The 14516-nt window shown below is 71.5% G+C and carries 13 protein-coding genes; 7 read left to right on the top strand and 6 right to left on the bottom strand.

The window, feature by feature from the left end; genetic code table 11:
• Positions 1–161: 161 nt before the first annotated feature.
• The 5 genes from ACIBM5_RS20060 to ACIBM5_RS20040 all read left to right on the top strand — a co-directional run bounded on the left by ACIBM5_RS20060 (position 162) and on the right by ACIBM5_RS20040 (position 6162).
• Positions 162–881, top strand: coding sequence for an SCO family protein (locus ACIBM5_RS20060; RefSeq protein ID WP_391587332.1), 720 nt, complete (start codon positions 162–164; stop codon positions 879–881).
• Positions 878–1516, top strand: a complete 639-nt coding sequence (locus ACIBM5_RS20055; RefSeq protein WP_396008093.1) for a copper chaperone PCu(A)C — start codon at positions 878–880, stop codon at positions 1514–1516. The genes ACIBM5_RS20060 and ACIBM5_RS20055 overlap by 4 nt, the downstream gene beginning before the upstream one ends.
• A complete protein-coding gene (locus tag ACIBM5_RS20050) occupies positions 1503–3320 on the top strand; it encodes a copper resistance protein CopC (RefSeq protein WP_396008092.1) in 1818 nt (605 codons plus the stop codon). The genes ACIBM5_RS20055 and ACIBM5_RS20050 overlap by 14 nt, the downstream gene beginning before the upstream one ends.
• 1142 nt (positions 3321–4462) lie before the next feature.
• Positions 4463–5731, top strand: a complete 1269-nt coding sequence (gene efeB / locus ACIBM5_RS20045; protein ID WP_391587410.1) for an iron uptake transporter deferrochelatase/peroxidase subunit — start codon at positions 4463–4465, stop codon at positions 5729–5731.
• Between the two features lie 5 nt (positions 5732–5736).
• Positions 5737–6162: a hypothetical protein gene (locus ACIBM5_RS20040; RefSeq protein WP_396008091.1), complete on the top strand. Its 426-nt coding sequence runs from the start codon at positions 5737–5739 to the stop codon at positions 6160–6162.
• Positions 6163–6361: 199 nt separating this feature from the next.
• Here ACIBM5_RS20040 and ACIBM5_RS20035 read toward each other — a convergent pair whose 3' ends face one another.
• On the bottom strand, positions 6362–7339 hold the full coding sequence (locus tag ACIBM5_RS20035) for an NADP-dependent oxidoreductase (RefSeq protein WP_396008090.1): 978 nt from the start codon (positions 7337–7339) through the stop codon (positions 6362–6364).
• A 67-nt stretch (positions 7340–7406) separates the two neighbouring features.
• Between ACIBM5_RS20035 and ACIBM5_RS20030 the strand changes: the two genes are divergently transcribed.
• A complete protein-coding gene (locus ACIBM5_RS20030; protein WP_396008089.1) occupies positions 7407–7814 on the top strand; it encodes a winged helix-turn-helix transcriptional regulator in 408 nt (135 codons plus the stop codon).
• Positions 7815–7877: 63 nt separating this feature from the next.
• Here the strand turns inward: ACIBM5_RS20030 and ACIBM5_RS20025 are convergent, their stop codons facing one another.
• The 5 genes from ACIBM5_RS20025 to ACIBM5_RS20005 form a co-directional block, all read right to left on the bottom strand.
• Complete coding sequence (locus ACIBM5_RS20025; protein ID WP_396008088.1) at positions 7878–8945, bottom strand: hypothetical protein; 1068 nt, start codon at positions 8943–8945, stop codon at positions 7878–7880.
• Positions 8946–9298: 353 nt separating this feature from the next.
• Complete coding sequence (locus tag ACIBM5_RS20020; protein ID WP_396008087.1) at positions 9299–10780, bottom strand: DHA2 family efflux MFS transporter permease subunit; 1482 nt, start codon at positions 10778–10780, stop codon at positions 9299–9301.
• Between the two features lie 220 nt (positions 10781–11000).
• Positions 11001–11489 (bottom strand): MarR family winged helix-turn-helix transcriptional regulator, encoded by a 489-nt coding sequence (locus ACIBM5_RS20015; RefSeq protein WP_396008086.1) that lies wholly within the window; start codon positions 11487–11489, stop codon positions 11001–11003.
• A 104-nt stretch (positions 11490–11593) separates the two neighbouring features.
• The gene (locus ACIBM5_RS20010) at positions 11594–12421 is read right to left on the bottom strand and encodes an ABC transporter permease (protein ID WP_396008085.1); all 828 of its coding nucleotides are present in this window, start codon (positions 12419–12421) and stop codon (positions 11594–11596) included.
• Positions 12418–13497 carry an ATP-binding cassette domain-containing protein gene (locus tag ACIBM5_RS20005; protein ID WP_396008084.1) on the bottom strand — a complete coding sequence of 360 codons (1080 nt, stop codon included), beginning with the start codon at positions 13495–13497 and terminating at the stop codon, positions 12418–12420. Before ACIBM5_RS20005 ends, ACIBM5_RS20010 begins: the two co-directional genes overlap by 4 nt.
• 161 nt (positions 13498–13658) lie before the next feature.
• Here ACIBM5_RS20005 and ACIBM5_RS20000 point away from each other — a divergent pair, with 161 nt between their 5' ends.
• Complete coding sequence (locus tag ACIBM5_RS20000; RefSeq protein ID WP_396008083.1) at positions 13659–14414, top strand: TetR/AcrR family transcriptional regulator; 756 nt, start codon at positions 13659–13661, stop codon at positions 14412–14414.
• Positions 14415–14516 lie beyond the last annotated feature (102 nt).

The raw sequence follows: 14516 nt of genomic DNA, 5'->3' as shown, positions 1-14516 counted from the left end.
TGTCCCGCTTCGGGCCGGGGCCCTCACCCCGGCTCCGGGCGCGAACTTCCCGGCCCGGGTGCGCGCACCGATCCCATCGGTGCCCGCACCCGGGCCACCGGGCCCGCGCCGACGCCGAACGCGTCGGGTACGAGCCCTCGGCAGCAACGACCTGGAGAACGATGAGCAACGCAACGCAGTCCCTCGGCCGGACCCGCCGCACCGGCCTTCGCCTCGCCGCGCTGGTCGCGGCCGGGCTGCTCGTGGCCACCGGGTGCGGTGACTCCGACAAGTCCGACAACGGCTCGCCGGTGAAGGTGCGCGAGGCGAACTCCAAGTACAAGGGCATCGCCGTCGACCCGCCGTGGAGCAAGCCGGAACTGACCCTGACCGACACCTCCGGGCAGCCGTACGACTTCCGGGCCAAGACGGCCGGGCGCACCACGCTGTTGTACTTCGGCTACACCCACTGCCCGGACGCGTGCCCCACGGTCATGGGCGACATCGTCCGGGCGCTCGGCAAGCTGCCCGCGCAGGACCGGGCCACCGTGGACGTGGTCTTCGTGACCACCGACCCCGAGCGCGACACCCAGGCGGCGCTGCGCGAGTGGCTGGACTCGCTGGACAAGTCCTTCGTCGGACTGACCGGCCCGTTCGACCGGATCCAGGCCGCCGCGCGCCAGGTCGGGGTCTCCATCGAGCCGCCGACCACCGGCCCGGACGGCAAGGTCGTGAGCACCCACGGCACCCAGGTGATCGCCTTCGCCCCCAACAACGAGGGACCGGTCATGTACAGCGCGAGCAGCGGACTGCTGCCGGACGGCACCCCGAACGGGAACTCCTCCGACGACTTCGCCCATGACCTGCCGCTGCTGATCCACCCCGAGGACGCCAAGAAGTGAAGCTCTTCCCCCTCCCCCGCAAGGCCGTACCACTCGCCGTCGGCGGCGTGCTGGCGCTCGGGATCGGCGGCGTGCTGGTGGCATGCGCCGACTCCGGCTCCTCCGACGCCGGCGACCGCAGGGCCGCCGCGCCGGCGAACGCGGGCGCCGCCCAGGGCGTCCCGCAACTGCGCATCGTCGACCCGTACATCCCGCAGCCCTCGTCGGCGGACGTCGCGGCGGGCTACCTGATCGTGCAGAACGACGGCGACACCGCCGACCGGCTGCTCTCGGTGACCAGCCCGCTGTCCGGCGAGGTGATGCTGCACCGGACCGCCGGCAACTCGATGCAGCACATCCCGGGTCTGGACGTGCCCGCACACGGCAAGGGCGTGCTGGCCCGCGGCGGCAACCACATCATGTTCATGAACCCGAACAAGGCCGTGAAGAAGGGGGACACCGTGCCGCTGACGCTGACCTTCCAGCACACCGGGCCGGTCACCGTACAGGTGCCCGTGCTCGGGGTGACCGAACGCCCGGGAGACGCACCGACCGCGGGCTCGCCCGCGGCGACCGCACCGGGTACAGCCGCGCCGGGCTCGGAAACCTCGTCGGCCGCCCCCGCCGCGGACCACACGGGCCATGCGGGTCACTGACCCGGCGGCCGCCTCGGCGCCGCCCCCGGCCGCGGCCCGCGCCGTTCGCGGGGCCGGCCACCGTGCGCTCGCGTGGCTGCTCGCGCTGCCCCTGCTGCTCGCCGCGCTCGTGCTCGGCGGGGCCGGGGCGGCGTCGGCGCATGCCGTCCTGGAGTCGTCCAACCCGGCATCCGGTTCGACCCTGTCGACCGCGCCCGCGACGGTCACGCTGAGGTTCAGCGAGGGTGTGGAGATCGGCCTCGGCGGAGTGAAGGTCTTCGACCCGGCCGGCACCCGGGTCGACAACAACCAGACCAAGCACGGGCCGGACGGCGACACCAGCGTGGTCACCCCGCTGCGCGGTGGCCTGCCCACCGGTACCTACACGGTCGCCTGGCGTGCGGTCTCGGCCGACTCGCACCCGATCTCGGGCGCGTTCACCTTCAACATCGGCCAGGCCTCCGGCGGTGTGCGGGTCTCCGACCTGACCGACCAGGGTTCCACCGCGACCGACGTGTCGGAGCAGGCCGCCACCGGGGTCGCCTATCTGTCCTTCGCGGTGCTCGGCGGCGCGGTGCTGTTCCTGCTGATCGCCCGGCCGGCCGCGGTCGGCCGATTCCGGGTCTGGCTGCTGCTGTCCGGTGCGTGGGGCGGGCTGCTGCTGGCCTCGCTCGCGGTGCTGATGTTGCACGGTCCGAACGCCTCCGGCCTGGGCCTGTCCTCGGCGTTCGACGCGGAAGTGCTGCGCGCGACGCTGGACACCAAGCTGGGCAAGGCGATCGCGGTGCGGGTGCTGCTGCTCGGCGCGGCCGGCGCACTGCTCGGCTGGCTGATCGCCTCGCTCGCCCACGCGGCCGACCGTACCCGGCACATCCTGGCCGGCGTCTGGGCCGTGCTGTGCACCGCGATCGCCGTCACCTGGCCGATCGCCGACCATGCGTCGGTGGGCCGACAGGTCGAACTGGCGATGGCCGCGGACACGCTGCACCTGCTCGCGATGTCGACGTGGCTCGGCGGGCTCGCGATCGTGGTCACGCTGATCCTGCGCCCGGGCGACCCGGCGCCGGAGGCGGGCCTGGACGTGCCGACGGTGCGGATCTTCTCCCGGACCGCGTTCGCCTCGGTGTGCGTGCTGGTGGCGACCGGGTTGTACGCGGCCTGGCGGCAGGTGGGTTCCTTCGCGGCGCTGTTCGACACCACGTTCGGCCTGCTGCTGGTCTTCAAGGTCGACTTGGTGCTGCTGATGCTGGCCGGTGCGTGGGTCTCCCGGCGCTGGCTGATGCGGCAATTGGAGGCGACCGGCAAGGCCCCGCTCGGAAAGGGCACGGTCGGCAAGAGCACGGCGGGCGGCCCGAGATGGGCCGTGCTGCGCAAGGCGGTCGCGATCGAGGCCGCCCTGGCGATCGCGGTGCTGGGGGTCACCACGGTGCTCACCGACACCGAACCCGGCCGCACCGCGCACGAGCGCAAGCAGGCCGAGGCGGCGGGGCCGTTCAGTCGCACCATCCCGTTCGACGCCGGTGGCGCGGCGGGCAAGGGCAGGCTCGACGTCACGGTCGACCCGGCCCGGGTGGGGCCCAACGAACTGCACCTCTACCTCTCCGATCCGATCGGGCAGATCCGTGAGGTGGAGGAGCTGACCGTGTCGATGGCGCTCCCGGGCAAGGGCATCGACGGCGCGGACGTGCAGGTGCGCCGGGGTGGTCCCGGACACTGGCTCGGCGATCTGTCGATGCCGATGGCGGGGCGCTGGGAGTTGTCCTTCGCGATCCGTACCTCCGACGTCGATCGCGTCACCGTGACGGTGCCCGTGGAGGTCAAGTGAGGCACGTACGTCGCCTCGTGGTGCTGTTCGTCGCGGTGCTGGCCTGCCTGACCCCGACGAACAGCGCGTTCGCGCAGGAGTTGTCCGGTCAGGGGCCGAGCAACTTCCACACCGTGATGACCTCGCCGAGCAGGCTCGACCCGGGCCTGACGGTCAAGGTGATCGAGAACGGCGCGCGGATGGAACTGCGCAACACCGGCCCGCAGGACGTGATCGTGCTCGGGTACATGAGCGAGCCGTTCCTGCGGATCGGCCGGGGCGGGGTGTTCGAGAACCGTCAGTCGCCCGCCGTACAACTCAGCAGCGAGCGATGGGGCTCGGTCGACGAGAAGTCGAACCTGCAACCGACCGGCGCCCCGCAGTGGCACCGGATCTCCACCGAGCCGGTGGCCCGCTGGTACGACCAGCGGGTGCACTGGATCGTGCAACAACGGCTGCCACCGAGGGTGATGGCCGATCCCGACCGCGCGCAGCGGATCTCCACCTGGACCGTGCCGATGCGCGTCGGCGACCGTGAACTGGCCGCCACCGGCGAACTGCGCTGGGTGCCCGGGCCCAGCCCGTGGCCGGGCATCGCCGGATCGATCGCACTCGCGTCGGTGGTGCTCGCCGCGGTGTGGTTGCCGCCGGTCCGCCGTCGCGCCCTGCGCGGGTACGGCGTACTCGCGGGCGTGGTCGCGGCGGCGAGCGTGCTGCACCTGGCCCTGGTCGCGGCGGCCCGGGCCGGCGGTCTCGGTGCCTGGGCGGGCGCGTTCCTGGCCGGCAATCTGCTGCAACTGTTGTCCGCGGCGGTCGCGTTCGCGGGCGCGGTGCTGCTGGTCCGGGGTCGGGTGGGCGGCGCGTGGTTGGCCGCGCCGGCGCTCGGTGTGCTGGCGCTGCGGGTGGCCGGCTACGACCTGCCGGTGTTGTGGCGCTCGTCGTCGCCGTTCGTGGGCGGGCTGGTGCCGGACCGGGCGCTGACCGTGCTGGTGCTCGGTGCGGGCCTGGGTACGGCGCTCGCGCTGGTCGTGGTGGTGCGCCGAGGGCCGTCGCCGGCGGTGGCGGCCGACGCGGTGGACCCGGTCGACATGCCGAATGTGATGGACGGTGAGCGCGGCGCCGAGGGCGCCCGCGAGCCGCTGGAACCTGCGAAGGACGACGTGATGAGCAGCCCGGAATCCCCCGATCGAGCGAGCAGCGGTTCGGCCGTCTCGCGCCGCCGCTTCGTCGGTGTCGCGGGCGCGGCCGGGGCGGGCGGCCTGGTGGTCGGTGCCACCGGCGGCGCGGTCGCGTTCGCGGGCGAGTCCGACGGCGAGGGCGGCCCGGCGCTGACCCGCGTCGGCGCGACCAGCGTGCCGTTTCACGGGAAACATCAGGCCGGCATCACCACGCCGGCCCAGGCCAAGGGCGTCTTCCTGGGCTGGGACCTGGAGCCCGGTGCGGACCGGGCCGCGGTCGCCGCGCTGATGCGGCGCTGGTCGGACGCGGCCGCGCAGCTGACCTCGGGCCGACCGGTGGCGGGCGACGACCAGGTCGCGGCGGACGCCGGGGCCTGCTCGTTGACGGTCACCTTCGGCTTCGGCGCCGCCCTGTTCGACAAGGTGGGGCTCGCCGCGAAGCGGCCCGCCGCACTCAAGCCGCTTCCGCCGTTCCCGGACGACGCACTCGACCCCGCCCGCAGCGACGGCGACCTGTTCGTCCAGGTGTGCGCGGACGACGGTCTGGTCGCCTTCGGCGCGGTCCGCGCGTTGCAGAAGCTGGCCAAGGGGGTGGCCCGGATCCGCTGGCAGATGAACGGCTTCGCCCGCTCACCGGGCGCCACGGCCAAGCCGATGACGCATCGGAACCTGATGGGCCAGATCGACGGCAGCAACAATCCGAAGCCGGCCGACCCCAAGTTCGACGAGAAGATCTTCGTCACCACGGCCGCGGGTCCCGAACAGGCCTGGACGACCGGCGGCACGTACGTGGTCTTCCGCCGGATCCGGATGTTGCTCGACGCCTGGGACGGCCTCGACAAGGGCCACCAGGAGCGGGTGATCGGCCGGAGCAAGGACACCGGCGCACCGCTGACCGGCGGCGGCGAGCACAGCGCCGCCGACTTCGGCAAGCGCGGTCCCGACGGCGAACTGGTGATCACCGCGAACGCCCACATGCGGGTCGCGGCACCGGAGTTCAACCGGGGGGCGACGATGTTGCGGCGCGGCTACTCCTACCACGACGGGTTCGGCACGGACGGCGCGCCGGACGCCGGGCTGCTGTTCGTCGCGTGGCAGCACGATCCCGACGACGGCTTCGTGCCGATCCAGCGCAAGCTGGCCCGCGGCGACGCGCTCTCCCCGTTCCTGCGGCACGAGGCGAGCGCGCTGTTCGTGATTCCGCCGGGGTGCGCCCCGGGCGGGTATGTCGGTCAATCCCTGCTGGAGGGCTGAGTCCCATGCGGCGTCGATGGTTGGTCGGGGCACTGGCCCTGCCGCTGCTGCTCACCGGCTGCGGGAGTTGGGGGGCGGAGGGCGGCCCCGGTTCGTACATGGGCGAGGCCGAGGCGACCGCCGCGGCATCCGAGGGCGTCGCGGCACTGGGCACCGACGGGGTGCAACGGATCGAGTTGCGGGTGGACGACAAGCTGCGCTTCTCGCCGTCGGTGATCCGCGCCCGGACCGGCCCGCTGGTGATCACTTTGGCGGACACCGGGATCACGCCGCACCAGATGATCCTGCCCGGCGGTGCGCCGGTCGGGCCGTCCGAGGGCGGCAAGTCCCAGGACATCAAGCTGAGTTTCGGCCGACCGGGTTCCTACACGTTCAACTGCATGTATCACGTGGGCACCGGGATGGCGGGCACGATCGAGATCACCGAGTAGGGCGGCACGGGCTGGGTGCCGTGCGGCGGGGTGGCGTCGGGCGCGACCGGGCGGGACGCGTGTGGTCGAAGCCCGGCACTCCGGCCGGCTGCGGCGGGAGTACCGGGCTTCGTCGGGCCAGGACCACACGTTTCGGTGCGTGTGGTGCGGGTGGTGCGTGCGGTGCCTGCGGACCGGGCTTGCGGCTTCCTCGCCGGGCTCAGGGGATCAGCACGATCTTGCCGGTGGTGCGGTTCGCCTCGGCCGTCTCGTGTGCCTTGACCACCTCGGCCAGCGGGAAGGTCTCGCTGACGATCGGGCGCAGCTTGCCGGCGTCCGCCAACTCGCCGATCAGGGCCAGGCGCTCGGGATTGGGGTCCAGGTCGAACGTGAGCCCGCGCCGGCCCGCCGCCTCGGCCTTGGCCGCGGTGGCATCGGCGGCGGGCGGGTTGGTGATGTTGAGCAGGATGCCGCCGGGCCGGAGCGTGGGCAGCGAGCGGTCCTCGTAGTCGCCGCCGATCAGGTCGAGGACGACGTCCACGTCGCGGACCGCCGTGCCGAAGTCGGTGGTCGTGTAGTCCACGATCTCGTCCGCTCCCAGCTCGCGCAGCAGTTCGTGCTTGGCCGCGCTCGCCGTGCCGATCACGTACGCTCCCCGGGACTTGGCGATCTGCACCGCCAGGTGTCCGACGCCGCCCGCCGCCGCGTGGATCAGCACCCGTTGGCCGGGCCCCACCCCGGCGCCCTCGACCAGGGCCTGCCACGCGATGGACGCGGACAGCGGCAGCGCCGCGGCGTGCACGTGGTCGAGGGAGGTCGGCTTCGGCGCGAACGACGACTCCGAGGCCACCACGAACTCCGCGTAGCCACCCGCCAGGTGCGGGAAGTCCGGAATGCCGTACACCTCGTCGCCGACGGCGAAGCGCCGCACCCCCTCGCCGACCCCGGCCACGACGCCGGAGACGTCCCAGCCGAGGGTGAACGGCGGCACCAGCCACATCCCGCCGGCCCGGATCTTGGTGTCGATCGGGTTGACCCCCGCGGCGCGCACTTCGACCAGTACCTCGCCGGGTCCTGGCGTGGGTATCGCGGTCTCGATCAGCCGGAGAACCTCCGGGCCGCCGAGCCTGTCCTGATGCACGGTGATCATGTTCGTGTGCGAGTCCGTCTGCGGGTTCGTCTGCGTGTTCGTCGTCATGCGGGCAAGCTTCGGCGTTCCGGTATGTATTTGTGAAGAAGGCACTTTCCTGGTACCTGGGTACCTCATGCATACCCCTCCCGACCTGCGTCCTTTCGGCGGCGCCGACGTATATCTCAGCGACTGCGCGTCCCGGGCCGTGCTGCACCTGATCGCGAACAAGTGGGTGGCCCTCGTCGTCGGGGCGCTGCACCCGGGCACGCTGCGGTACGCGGAACTGCGCCGCCGACTGGGCGGCATCACCAAGAAGATGCTCACCCAGACCCTGCGCGACCTGGAACGCAACGGCCTGGTCCGGCGCACCGTCCATCCGACCGTGCCGCCCCAGGTCGAGTACTCGCTGACCGAACTCGGCGACAGCGTGAGCGGCCTGATGGAGGCGATCCGGGTCTGGTCGGAAAGCCACATCGAGGAAATCGCAGCAGCACAACTGGCCTACGAGGAAGCAGCGGCGACCCGAACGGCCGCGGTCTGACGAACCCGGCACGAGTCGACGCGGGCGCGGGTCCCGCACGGGTCAGGACGGGTTCCGCGCGGATCAGCGCCGGTCACGCGCTTCGCGAAGCGCCGCTCGGAGCTTGGCCACGCCGGTGTCGGCCGTGTGGGCATAGCTGTCGCTTTGGCAGTCGACGCAGATCATCCGGTCGCCGGGCGTACCCGGGGCCCCGCCGGGCGCGTCGCCTGCGCACGTTCCGCACCGCGCGTCGAGGCGTTCGGACGGCGGTGCCGGGGCTTGCGCGGGAATCCTCGGAAGCGGTGCGCGGGTGCGAAGCCTCGGGGACGGCGCGGGCGCGAGCGGCCACGGCGGGATGTAGCCGGGGTCCGCCGGCGGCATCTTGCTCCGCAGCCGATGCTCGACCAACCGCGCGGGGGCGGCGATCCGATCGGGCAGGCCGCAGGTGAGGGCGAACAGGACCCGGTGGTAGGGGACTCCGCGTGCGAGCCACTGCCCGGCCAGGGGTGTGAGGAAATCGATCTCGCGTGTGCCCAGGGTCAGGCGAGGGGCATCGAGGCGGAGTTCGACCAGCAACTGTTCGGCCTGCTCGATGTGTTCGGGAAATACGAACGAGTCGAGCGAATCGTGGCCGGCCGGGGACGCGCGTGCACGCGTTTCGCGCGCGCACGTCTCGGTCGTGGGGTGGGGGGTGGGAAGGGATCCCCCACACGTATTCGTCTTGTTCGTATCGGGGGGTTTACCGACCGACCGCGGGGCCGTCGGCCGGCCGGTCGCCGGGACCCTGGCCGTCGGTGCGACCAGGCATTTCTCCCCTTCCCGCGCGGTGGCGTCGAGTTCGGCGAAGGGGTCGGCGGCGTTGGGGTCCTCGCACAGCACGGTCTGAGTGATCAGTCGCCCGCGCTCGTCCCGGACGGTCCGCCGACGCAGGTAGCCGTGCTCTTGGAGCTGGGCGAAGTAGCGGCGGATGGTACTCCGGCCTTCACGACGGCACTTGGCGGCGATCGCGCGCGAGTCGTAGGTGGCGACATGCCGCCGGGAGAGCAGCTCCTCGGCCAGTCCGCGAGCGCCGTACTCCAACCGGTCGTCGCGGGCGAGGGAGTTGCTCACCTGAACGAAGTCGCGCTTGTGCTCGGCCCGGACGATGGTCATCGGGCCGCACCCGAAGGGGTGGGATATGCGCGGTTGGGCCTTGCGGCGTAAGGGTTTTGGGTACGGTGGAGGACATCCATACGGGATTCGCTTCTATCTCGTATCGGTAGGCCCCTGGTGCGGTGGTTGCACACCGCGCTGGGGCCGAAATCGGCCTGGCAAGCTTCTTACGTAGCGTGAGCCTAGGGTGACCGATCCCCCGGAAGATCCAAATTCCCGCAGGATTCACCCGAACGGGTCTAAATACCCCAACTCGCGCACCTGTCCGGTGAGTTCCCGGCCGCTCGGGCGATCCGGGCGAATACCGAAGGCCCCCGTCGCAGGTGCGACAAGGGCCTCGGGGTGGTCGACGATCAGAGGGCGTGGGCCGGCGACTCGGTCGCCGCCTTGGTGTCTTCCTCCGTGTTGTCCGCGATCACGGTCGACTCCCCGTCCCGGTTCGGGGAGCGCAGCACCAGCAGGGTGAGGACGATCGCGGCGGCGATCAGGCCGGCTCCGATGCCGAAGGCGAGCGTGTAGCCGCCGGTCAGCGCGTCGGCAGTGGACCTGCCCTCGGCGAGCAACCGTTCCGCCTTGGCGCCGGCGAGCGTGTTCAGGACGGCCAGCCCGAGTGCGCCGCCGACCTGCTGGGTGGTGTTGAACAGACCGCCGACCACTCCGGCGTCCTCGGTGGTGGCCCCGGACATGCCCAGCGTGGTGAGCGCGGGGATGGCCAGACCGAAGCCGGTCAGCAGCAACATCGCGGGCAGCACGTCGGTGACGTAGTCGCCGTCGGCCGGCACCCGGGCCAGGAACAGCAGCCCGACCAGGAGCAGGGCCAGGCCGGCGATCACGACGTTGCGCTCGCCGAAGCGGGCGTTGATCCGGGCCGAGAAGCCGAGCGTGACGATGCCGATGACGACCGCCGACGGCAACATCGCAACGCCCGTGCGGGCCGCGCCGTAGCCAAGCACGTGCTGGAGGTACAGCGCGATCATCAACTGGAAGGCGAACAGCGCGCCGACCATCAGCATCTGGATCGCGTTCGCTCCCGACACCCGCGCCGACCGGAACACCCGCAGCGGCAACAACGGCGTCCGCGCCCTGCCCTGGCGGACCACGAAGCCGAGGATCAGCAGCAGCGAGACCGCACCCATGCCGAGCGTGCGTGCCGAGGCCCATCCCTGCGCGTCGGCCTCCACGATCGTGTAGACGAGCACCATCAGACCGGACGTGATCAGCAGCGCGCCCCACAGATCCGCGCCCGCGGACCGCCCGAGCCCCCGGTCGGCGACCAGCAGGCGGAAGGCGAGCACGGTGGCCACGACGCCGATCGGCACGTTGACGAAGAAGATCCAGTGCCACGTGAAGGTCTCGGTGAGCAGCCCGCCGAGCACGAGGCCGATCGAGGCACCCGCCGCGCCGACGAAGCTGAACGCGCCGATCGCCTTGGCCCGCTCGCGCGGATCCGGGAACAGCGTGACGATCATCCCGATCGCCACCGCCGACGACATCGCGCCGCCGATGCCCTGGAGGAAGCGGGCGGCGATCAGCAGTTCGGGCCCGGTCGCCACACCGCACAGCAGCGACGCGGCGGTGAAGACGACCATGCCGGCGATGAACATCCGGCGCCGCCCGATCAGGTCGCCGAGCCGACCGGCGAGGAGCAGCAGGCCGCCGAAGGCGATCCCGTACGCGTTGACCACCCAGGCCAGGCCCGACTGGGAGAAGCCCAGGTCGCTCTGGATGGCGGGCAGCGCCACGGTGACGATCGTGCCGTCGAGGACCACCATCAACACCCCGGCACACAGCACCGCGAGCGCCGACCAGCGTGACCTGTCCGTCGATACAGCCATGCGTGACATATCTGCTCATCTCCCCTGGACGACCGACTCACAGGAGAGACGTTAGCAGATAGTTTTGTTGTAGACGATCTCTTTCAGACTCGTCTTCTATGGACCATTCTTCTACGGACTCTTCTTCGCCGGATCCCTCCGTGGCTCGCAGGCACACCCTCGCGCGCGGGCACGCCCTCGCGCGGGGCCGGCCGCCCGAGGGCCCGACCGCCGGAGAGGCCTACCGCTTCGGCGTCCTGGCCCGCCGTACCGTCACCTCGGACTCGACCGGCTTCGCGAGCACTCCGCCGACCAGGCGGGTCAGCGCGGACATGAACACCGTGCGCTCGTCCTCGGGCAGCGCCTCCAGCACCTCGCGATGCACGCCGTCGACGATCCCGCGTCCGGCTCGGATCAGGTCGCGTCCGGCGTCGGTCACCACGATGATCCGCGCCCGCCGGTCGGTCGGCGCGGGCCGCCGCTCGGCCAGCCCGGCCTGCTCCAGCTCGTCCATGGTGACCACCATCGTGGTCTTGTCCAGATCGGCCAGCTCGGCCACCTGGGCCTGGGTCAGGTCCTGATCGACCGCGTGCGCAAGCACGCAGTAGCTGCGCGGCGTGACGTCGATCGCGGCGAGTGCGGCCGCCATCCGGGTGTTCATCACGTGCCCGGCGTGCACGAACATGCCGGTCATGTCCAGGACGGTCGGGGCCAGGCTCTCGGTAGTCATACCGGCAGCGTAACAAGATAGGTAAGCCAATAGATTGTTCCGTAGCGGATCTATGGCCGCCCGGGTCGCCGCCTCGGCCTCATCCGTGACCGGTCGAGCATCGATCAGCGGCCGAGTGCCCGGAAGCGCCGCACCGCGAGCGGCAGGAAGAGCGCGGTGATCAGCACCGGCCAAACCATCGCCATCGCCAACGCGTGCTCCTCGATCCAGCCGTCCCCGTGCGGAGCCGGATTGCCGAACAGGTCGCGGATCGCGTTCGCGGTGGACGAGACCGGATTCCACATCGCCACCGCGCCCAGCCACTGCGGCATCATCGACGGCGGCGTGAAGACGCTGGAGACGATGCCGAACGGGAAGGCCACGGCGAACAGGCTGCCCGCCGTCTCCGCGTCGGGCACCAGCAGCCCCAGGTACACGCCGACCCAGGTCAGCGAGAAGCGCAACAGCAGCAACAACCCGAAGGCGGCCAGGGCTTCGGGCAGGGTGCCGTCCGGGCGCCATCCGACGACGAGCGCGATCGCCGCGAGCACGGCGAGGTCGACGCTCGCGCCGAGCACGTCGGCGACCCCGCGCCCGGTGACCACCGCCGAGGGCGCCATCGGCATCGAGCGGTAGCGGTCCATCACGCCGAGCCGGCGGGTGGACGCGACGATCGTCGCGGTGCTCATGAACCCCTGCGCCATGGTCATCGCGAACATCCCGGGCAGCGCGTAGTCCCGGTAATCGACCGAGCCGCCCACATCCATCGCGCTGCCGAAGACGTACACGAACAGCAGTACGGACACGATCGGGAAGCCCAACTGCCAGGCCAGGGCGCTCGGTTGTCGGGCGATGTGCACCAGTTCGTTGCGCACGACGGTCAGACAGTCCGCAATCGCCCAGTACAACCGGCGCTCGGGCACCTCGGCGGGGGGCACGGTGGTCGCGCTCACGGACGGATCCCCTCCTCGACGGATGCGGCCGACGGCCGGCTCGACGGGTGCGGGCGGTCGGAGCCGGCCCCCGGTCGGTTCGGCTCCCGGGCACTTCGGCCGGTCAGCCGCAGGAAGACCTCGTCCAGGGTCGGCCGGCGCACCCCGATGTCCTCGATCGCGATCCCCTCGTCCTGACAGGTCCGGGCAACGTTGGTGAGCGCCGCGACCCGATCGTCGACCGGCGCGGTCACCCGTCGTTCCTCGCGGTCGAGCACCGGCTCGCCGGCCGAGTCGGCCACCCGGGCCGGCACCTCGACCACGCGCGGCAGGTCGACCACATCGCGTACGACGATCTCGATGCGATCGCCGCCCAGTTCGCGCTTGAGCCGATCCGGGGTGTCGTCGGCGATCTTGCGGCCACGATCGAGCACCGCGATCCGGTCCGCCAACTTGTCCGCCTCGTCCAGGTATTGCGTGGTCAGCAACACCGCGGTGCCGCCCGCGAGCAACGAACGCACGGCTTCCCAGACCTCGTTGCGCCCGCGCGGATCGAGGCCGGTGGTCGGCTCGTCCAGGAAGAGCACGTCCGGAGCGAGGATCATGCTCACGGCCAGGTCGAGCCGCCGGCGCATGCCGCCGCTGTACTGCCGGACCCCCCGGTCCGCGACCTCGACCAGGCCGAACTGCTCCAGCAGTTCGTCGGCTCGGCGTGCCGCCCGGCGTCGATCCAGATGGAACAGGCGTCCGAACAGGATCAGGTTGCGCCGCCCCGTCACCACTTCGTCGACGGCCGGGTGTTGGCCGACCAGTCCGATGTGTCGGCGCACCCGCCGGGGATCTCCGGCCACGTCGTGGCCGGCGACCAGGGCCCGGCCGCCATCCGGGCGCAGCAGTGTGGACAGGATCCGGACCGCCGTGGTCTTGCCCGCCCCGTTGGGGCCGAGCAGTCCCTGTACGGTGCCGCGCGGCACGGTCAGGTCGAAATCGTCGAGTGCGCGGGTCGTGCCGTAGCGCTTGGTCAGGCCCTGCGCGAGGACCGCGTGGCTCGTGGTTTCCGGTGACGTTTCCATCGGCGCTCGCATCGACGTTCCCATCGGTCTCCTTCTCGACCTCCACCAAACCGAGTACACCGTACCCGATTGCGCGTACGGCGTACCCAGTTCGGGCCGACGGGTCGGCGCCGGTGCGCCGGGGCCGCGAGGCGTCGAGGCACCGTCCTCGGGCAACCGAACCGGGCTCCTACGATGGGGACACCATGACGAGCACCGACCACACCGGCAGCGGCGACCTCGCCCGCAGCCTCGAACTGCTGTGGGGCGTGGACCGGAAACCGGCCCGAGGCCCCAAGCCGGCGCTGACCCTGGACGGAATCGTCACGGCCGCGATCGCCGTCGCCGACGCAGAGGGACTGGACGCGGTCTCGATGCGTCGCGTGGCCGCCGAGATCGGCTCCGGCACGATGTCCCTCTATCGCTACGTCCCGGGCAAGGCCGAGTTGATCGACCTGATGGTCGACAGGGTCAACGCGCCCGGCGACGGCGCCGAAGTTTCCCCCGGACTCGGCTGGCGTGGCGCGCTGGAGCAGGTCGCTCGCGGTATCTGGCGGATGTACAACCGCCACCCGTGGTTGCTCGGCGTCGATCAGGCCCGACCGGTCCTGGGCCCCAACTCGTTGCAGGCCCTGGAGTTCACGTTGGCCGCGATCGGGGACGCGAGGTTGTCGGACCGGGAGAAGCTGACGGTCCTGTCGATCATCGACGGCGGCTACGTCAGCGGTATGGCGCGCACCCACTTCAACACCGTGCGCGCGGCGCAGCGCACCGGCGTCAGCGACGAGCAGTTCTGGGCCGCCCAGGCCCCACTGCTGAACGCGGCGATGGCGAGCGGGCGCTACCCGAAACTGGCCGCGCTCGCCGAGGACAGCTTCACCCAGGACGGCGAGGCAGCGTTCGAGTTCGGCCTGCAACGCCTGCTCGACGGCCTGGAGACGTTCATCGACCGCCGAACCTGACGCCCGGTCACGCCGGATGTCGGATTCGACGGACAAGGCCCCCGGAAGCGGAACCGGCCGGCATCATCTTCGGTGCTCGGCTACGGGGAACGGGGACCATGT

The sequence above is a fragment of the Embleya sp. NPDC050493 genome, assembly GCF_044458105.1.
In the GTDB taxonomy this organism is placed as follows: domain Bacteria; phylum Actinomycetota; class Actinomycetes; order Streptomycetales; family Streptomycetaceae; genus Embleya.
The sequence above is the reverse complement of the archived record's forward strand: the minus strand, read 5'-3'. Positions and strand labels throughout refer to the sequence as shown.

What these genes read in the sequence shown, in the direction of transcription:
- ACIBM5_RS20060 (WP_391587332.1), top strand. Translation starts at nt 162, where the DNA reads ATGAGCAACGCAACGCAGTCCCTCGGCCGGACCCGCCGCACCGGCCTT.
- ACIBM5_RS20050 (WP_396008092.1), top strand. Translation starts at nt 1,503, where the DNA reads ATGCGGGTCACTGACCCGGCGGCCGCCTCGGCGCCGCCCCCGGCCGCG.
- efeB (WP_391587410.1), top strand. Translation starts at nt 4,463, where the DNA reads ATGAGCAGCCCGGAATCCCCCGATCGAGCGAGCAGCGGTTCGGCCGTC.
- ACIBM5_RS20040 (WP_396008091.1), top strand. Translation starts at nt 5,737, where the DNA reads ATGCGGCGTCGATGGTTGGTCGGGGCACTGGCCCTGCCGCTGCTGCTC.
- ACIBM5_RS20035 (WP_396008090.1), bottom strand. Translation starts at nt 7,339, where the DNA reads ATGACGACGAACACGCAGACGAACCCGCAGACGGACTCGCACACGAAC.
- ACIBM5_RS20030 (WP_396008089.1), top strand. Translation starts at nt 7,407, where the DNA reads ATGCATACCCCTCCCGACCTGCGTCCTTTCGGCGGCGCCGACGTATAT.
- ACIBM5_RS20025 (WP_396008088.1), bottom strand. Translation starts at nt 8,945, where the DNA reads ATGACCATCGTCCGGGCCGAGCACAAGCGCGACTTCGTTCAGGTGAGC.
- ACIBM5_RS20020 (WP_396008087.1), bottom strand. Translation starts at nt 10,780, where the DNA reads ATGGCTGTATCGACGGACAGGTCACGCTGGTCGGCGCTCGCGGTGCTG.
- ACIBM5_RS20015 (WP_396008086.1), bottom strand. Translation starts at nt 11,489, where the DNA reads ATGACTACCGAGAGCCTGGCCCCGACCGTCCTGGACATGACCGGCATG.
- ACIBM5_RS20005 (WP_396008084.1), bottom strand. Translation starts at nt 13,497, where the DNA reads ATGGGAACGTCGATGCGAGCGCCGATGGAAACGTCACCGGAAACCACG.
- ACIBM5_RS20000 (WP_396008083.1), top strand. Translation starts at nt 13,659, where the DNA reads ATGACGAGCACCGACCACACCGGCAGCGGCGACCTCGCCCGCAGCCTC.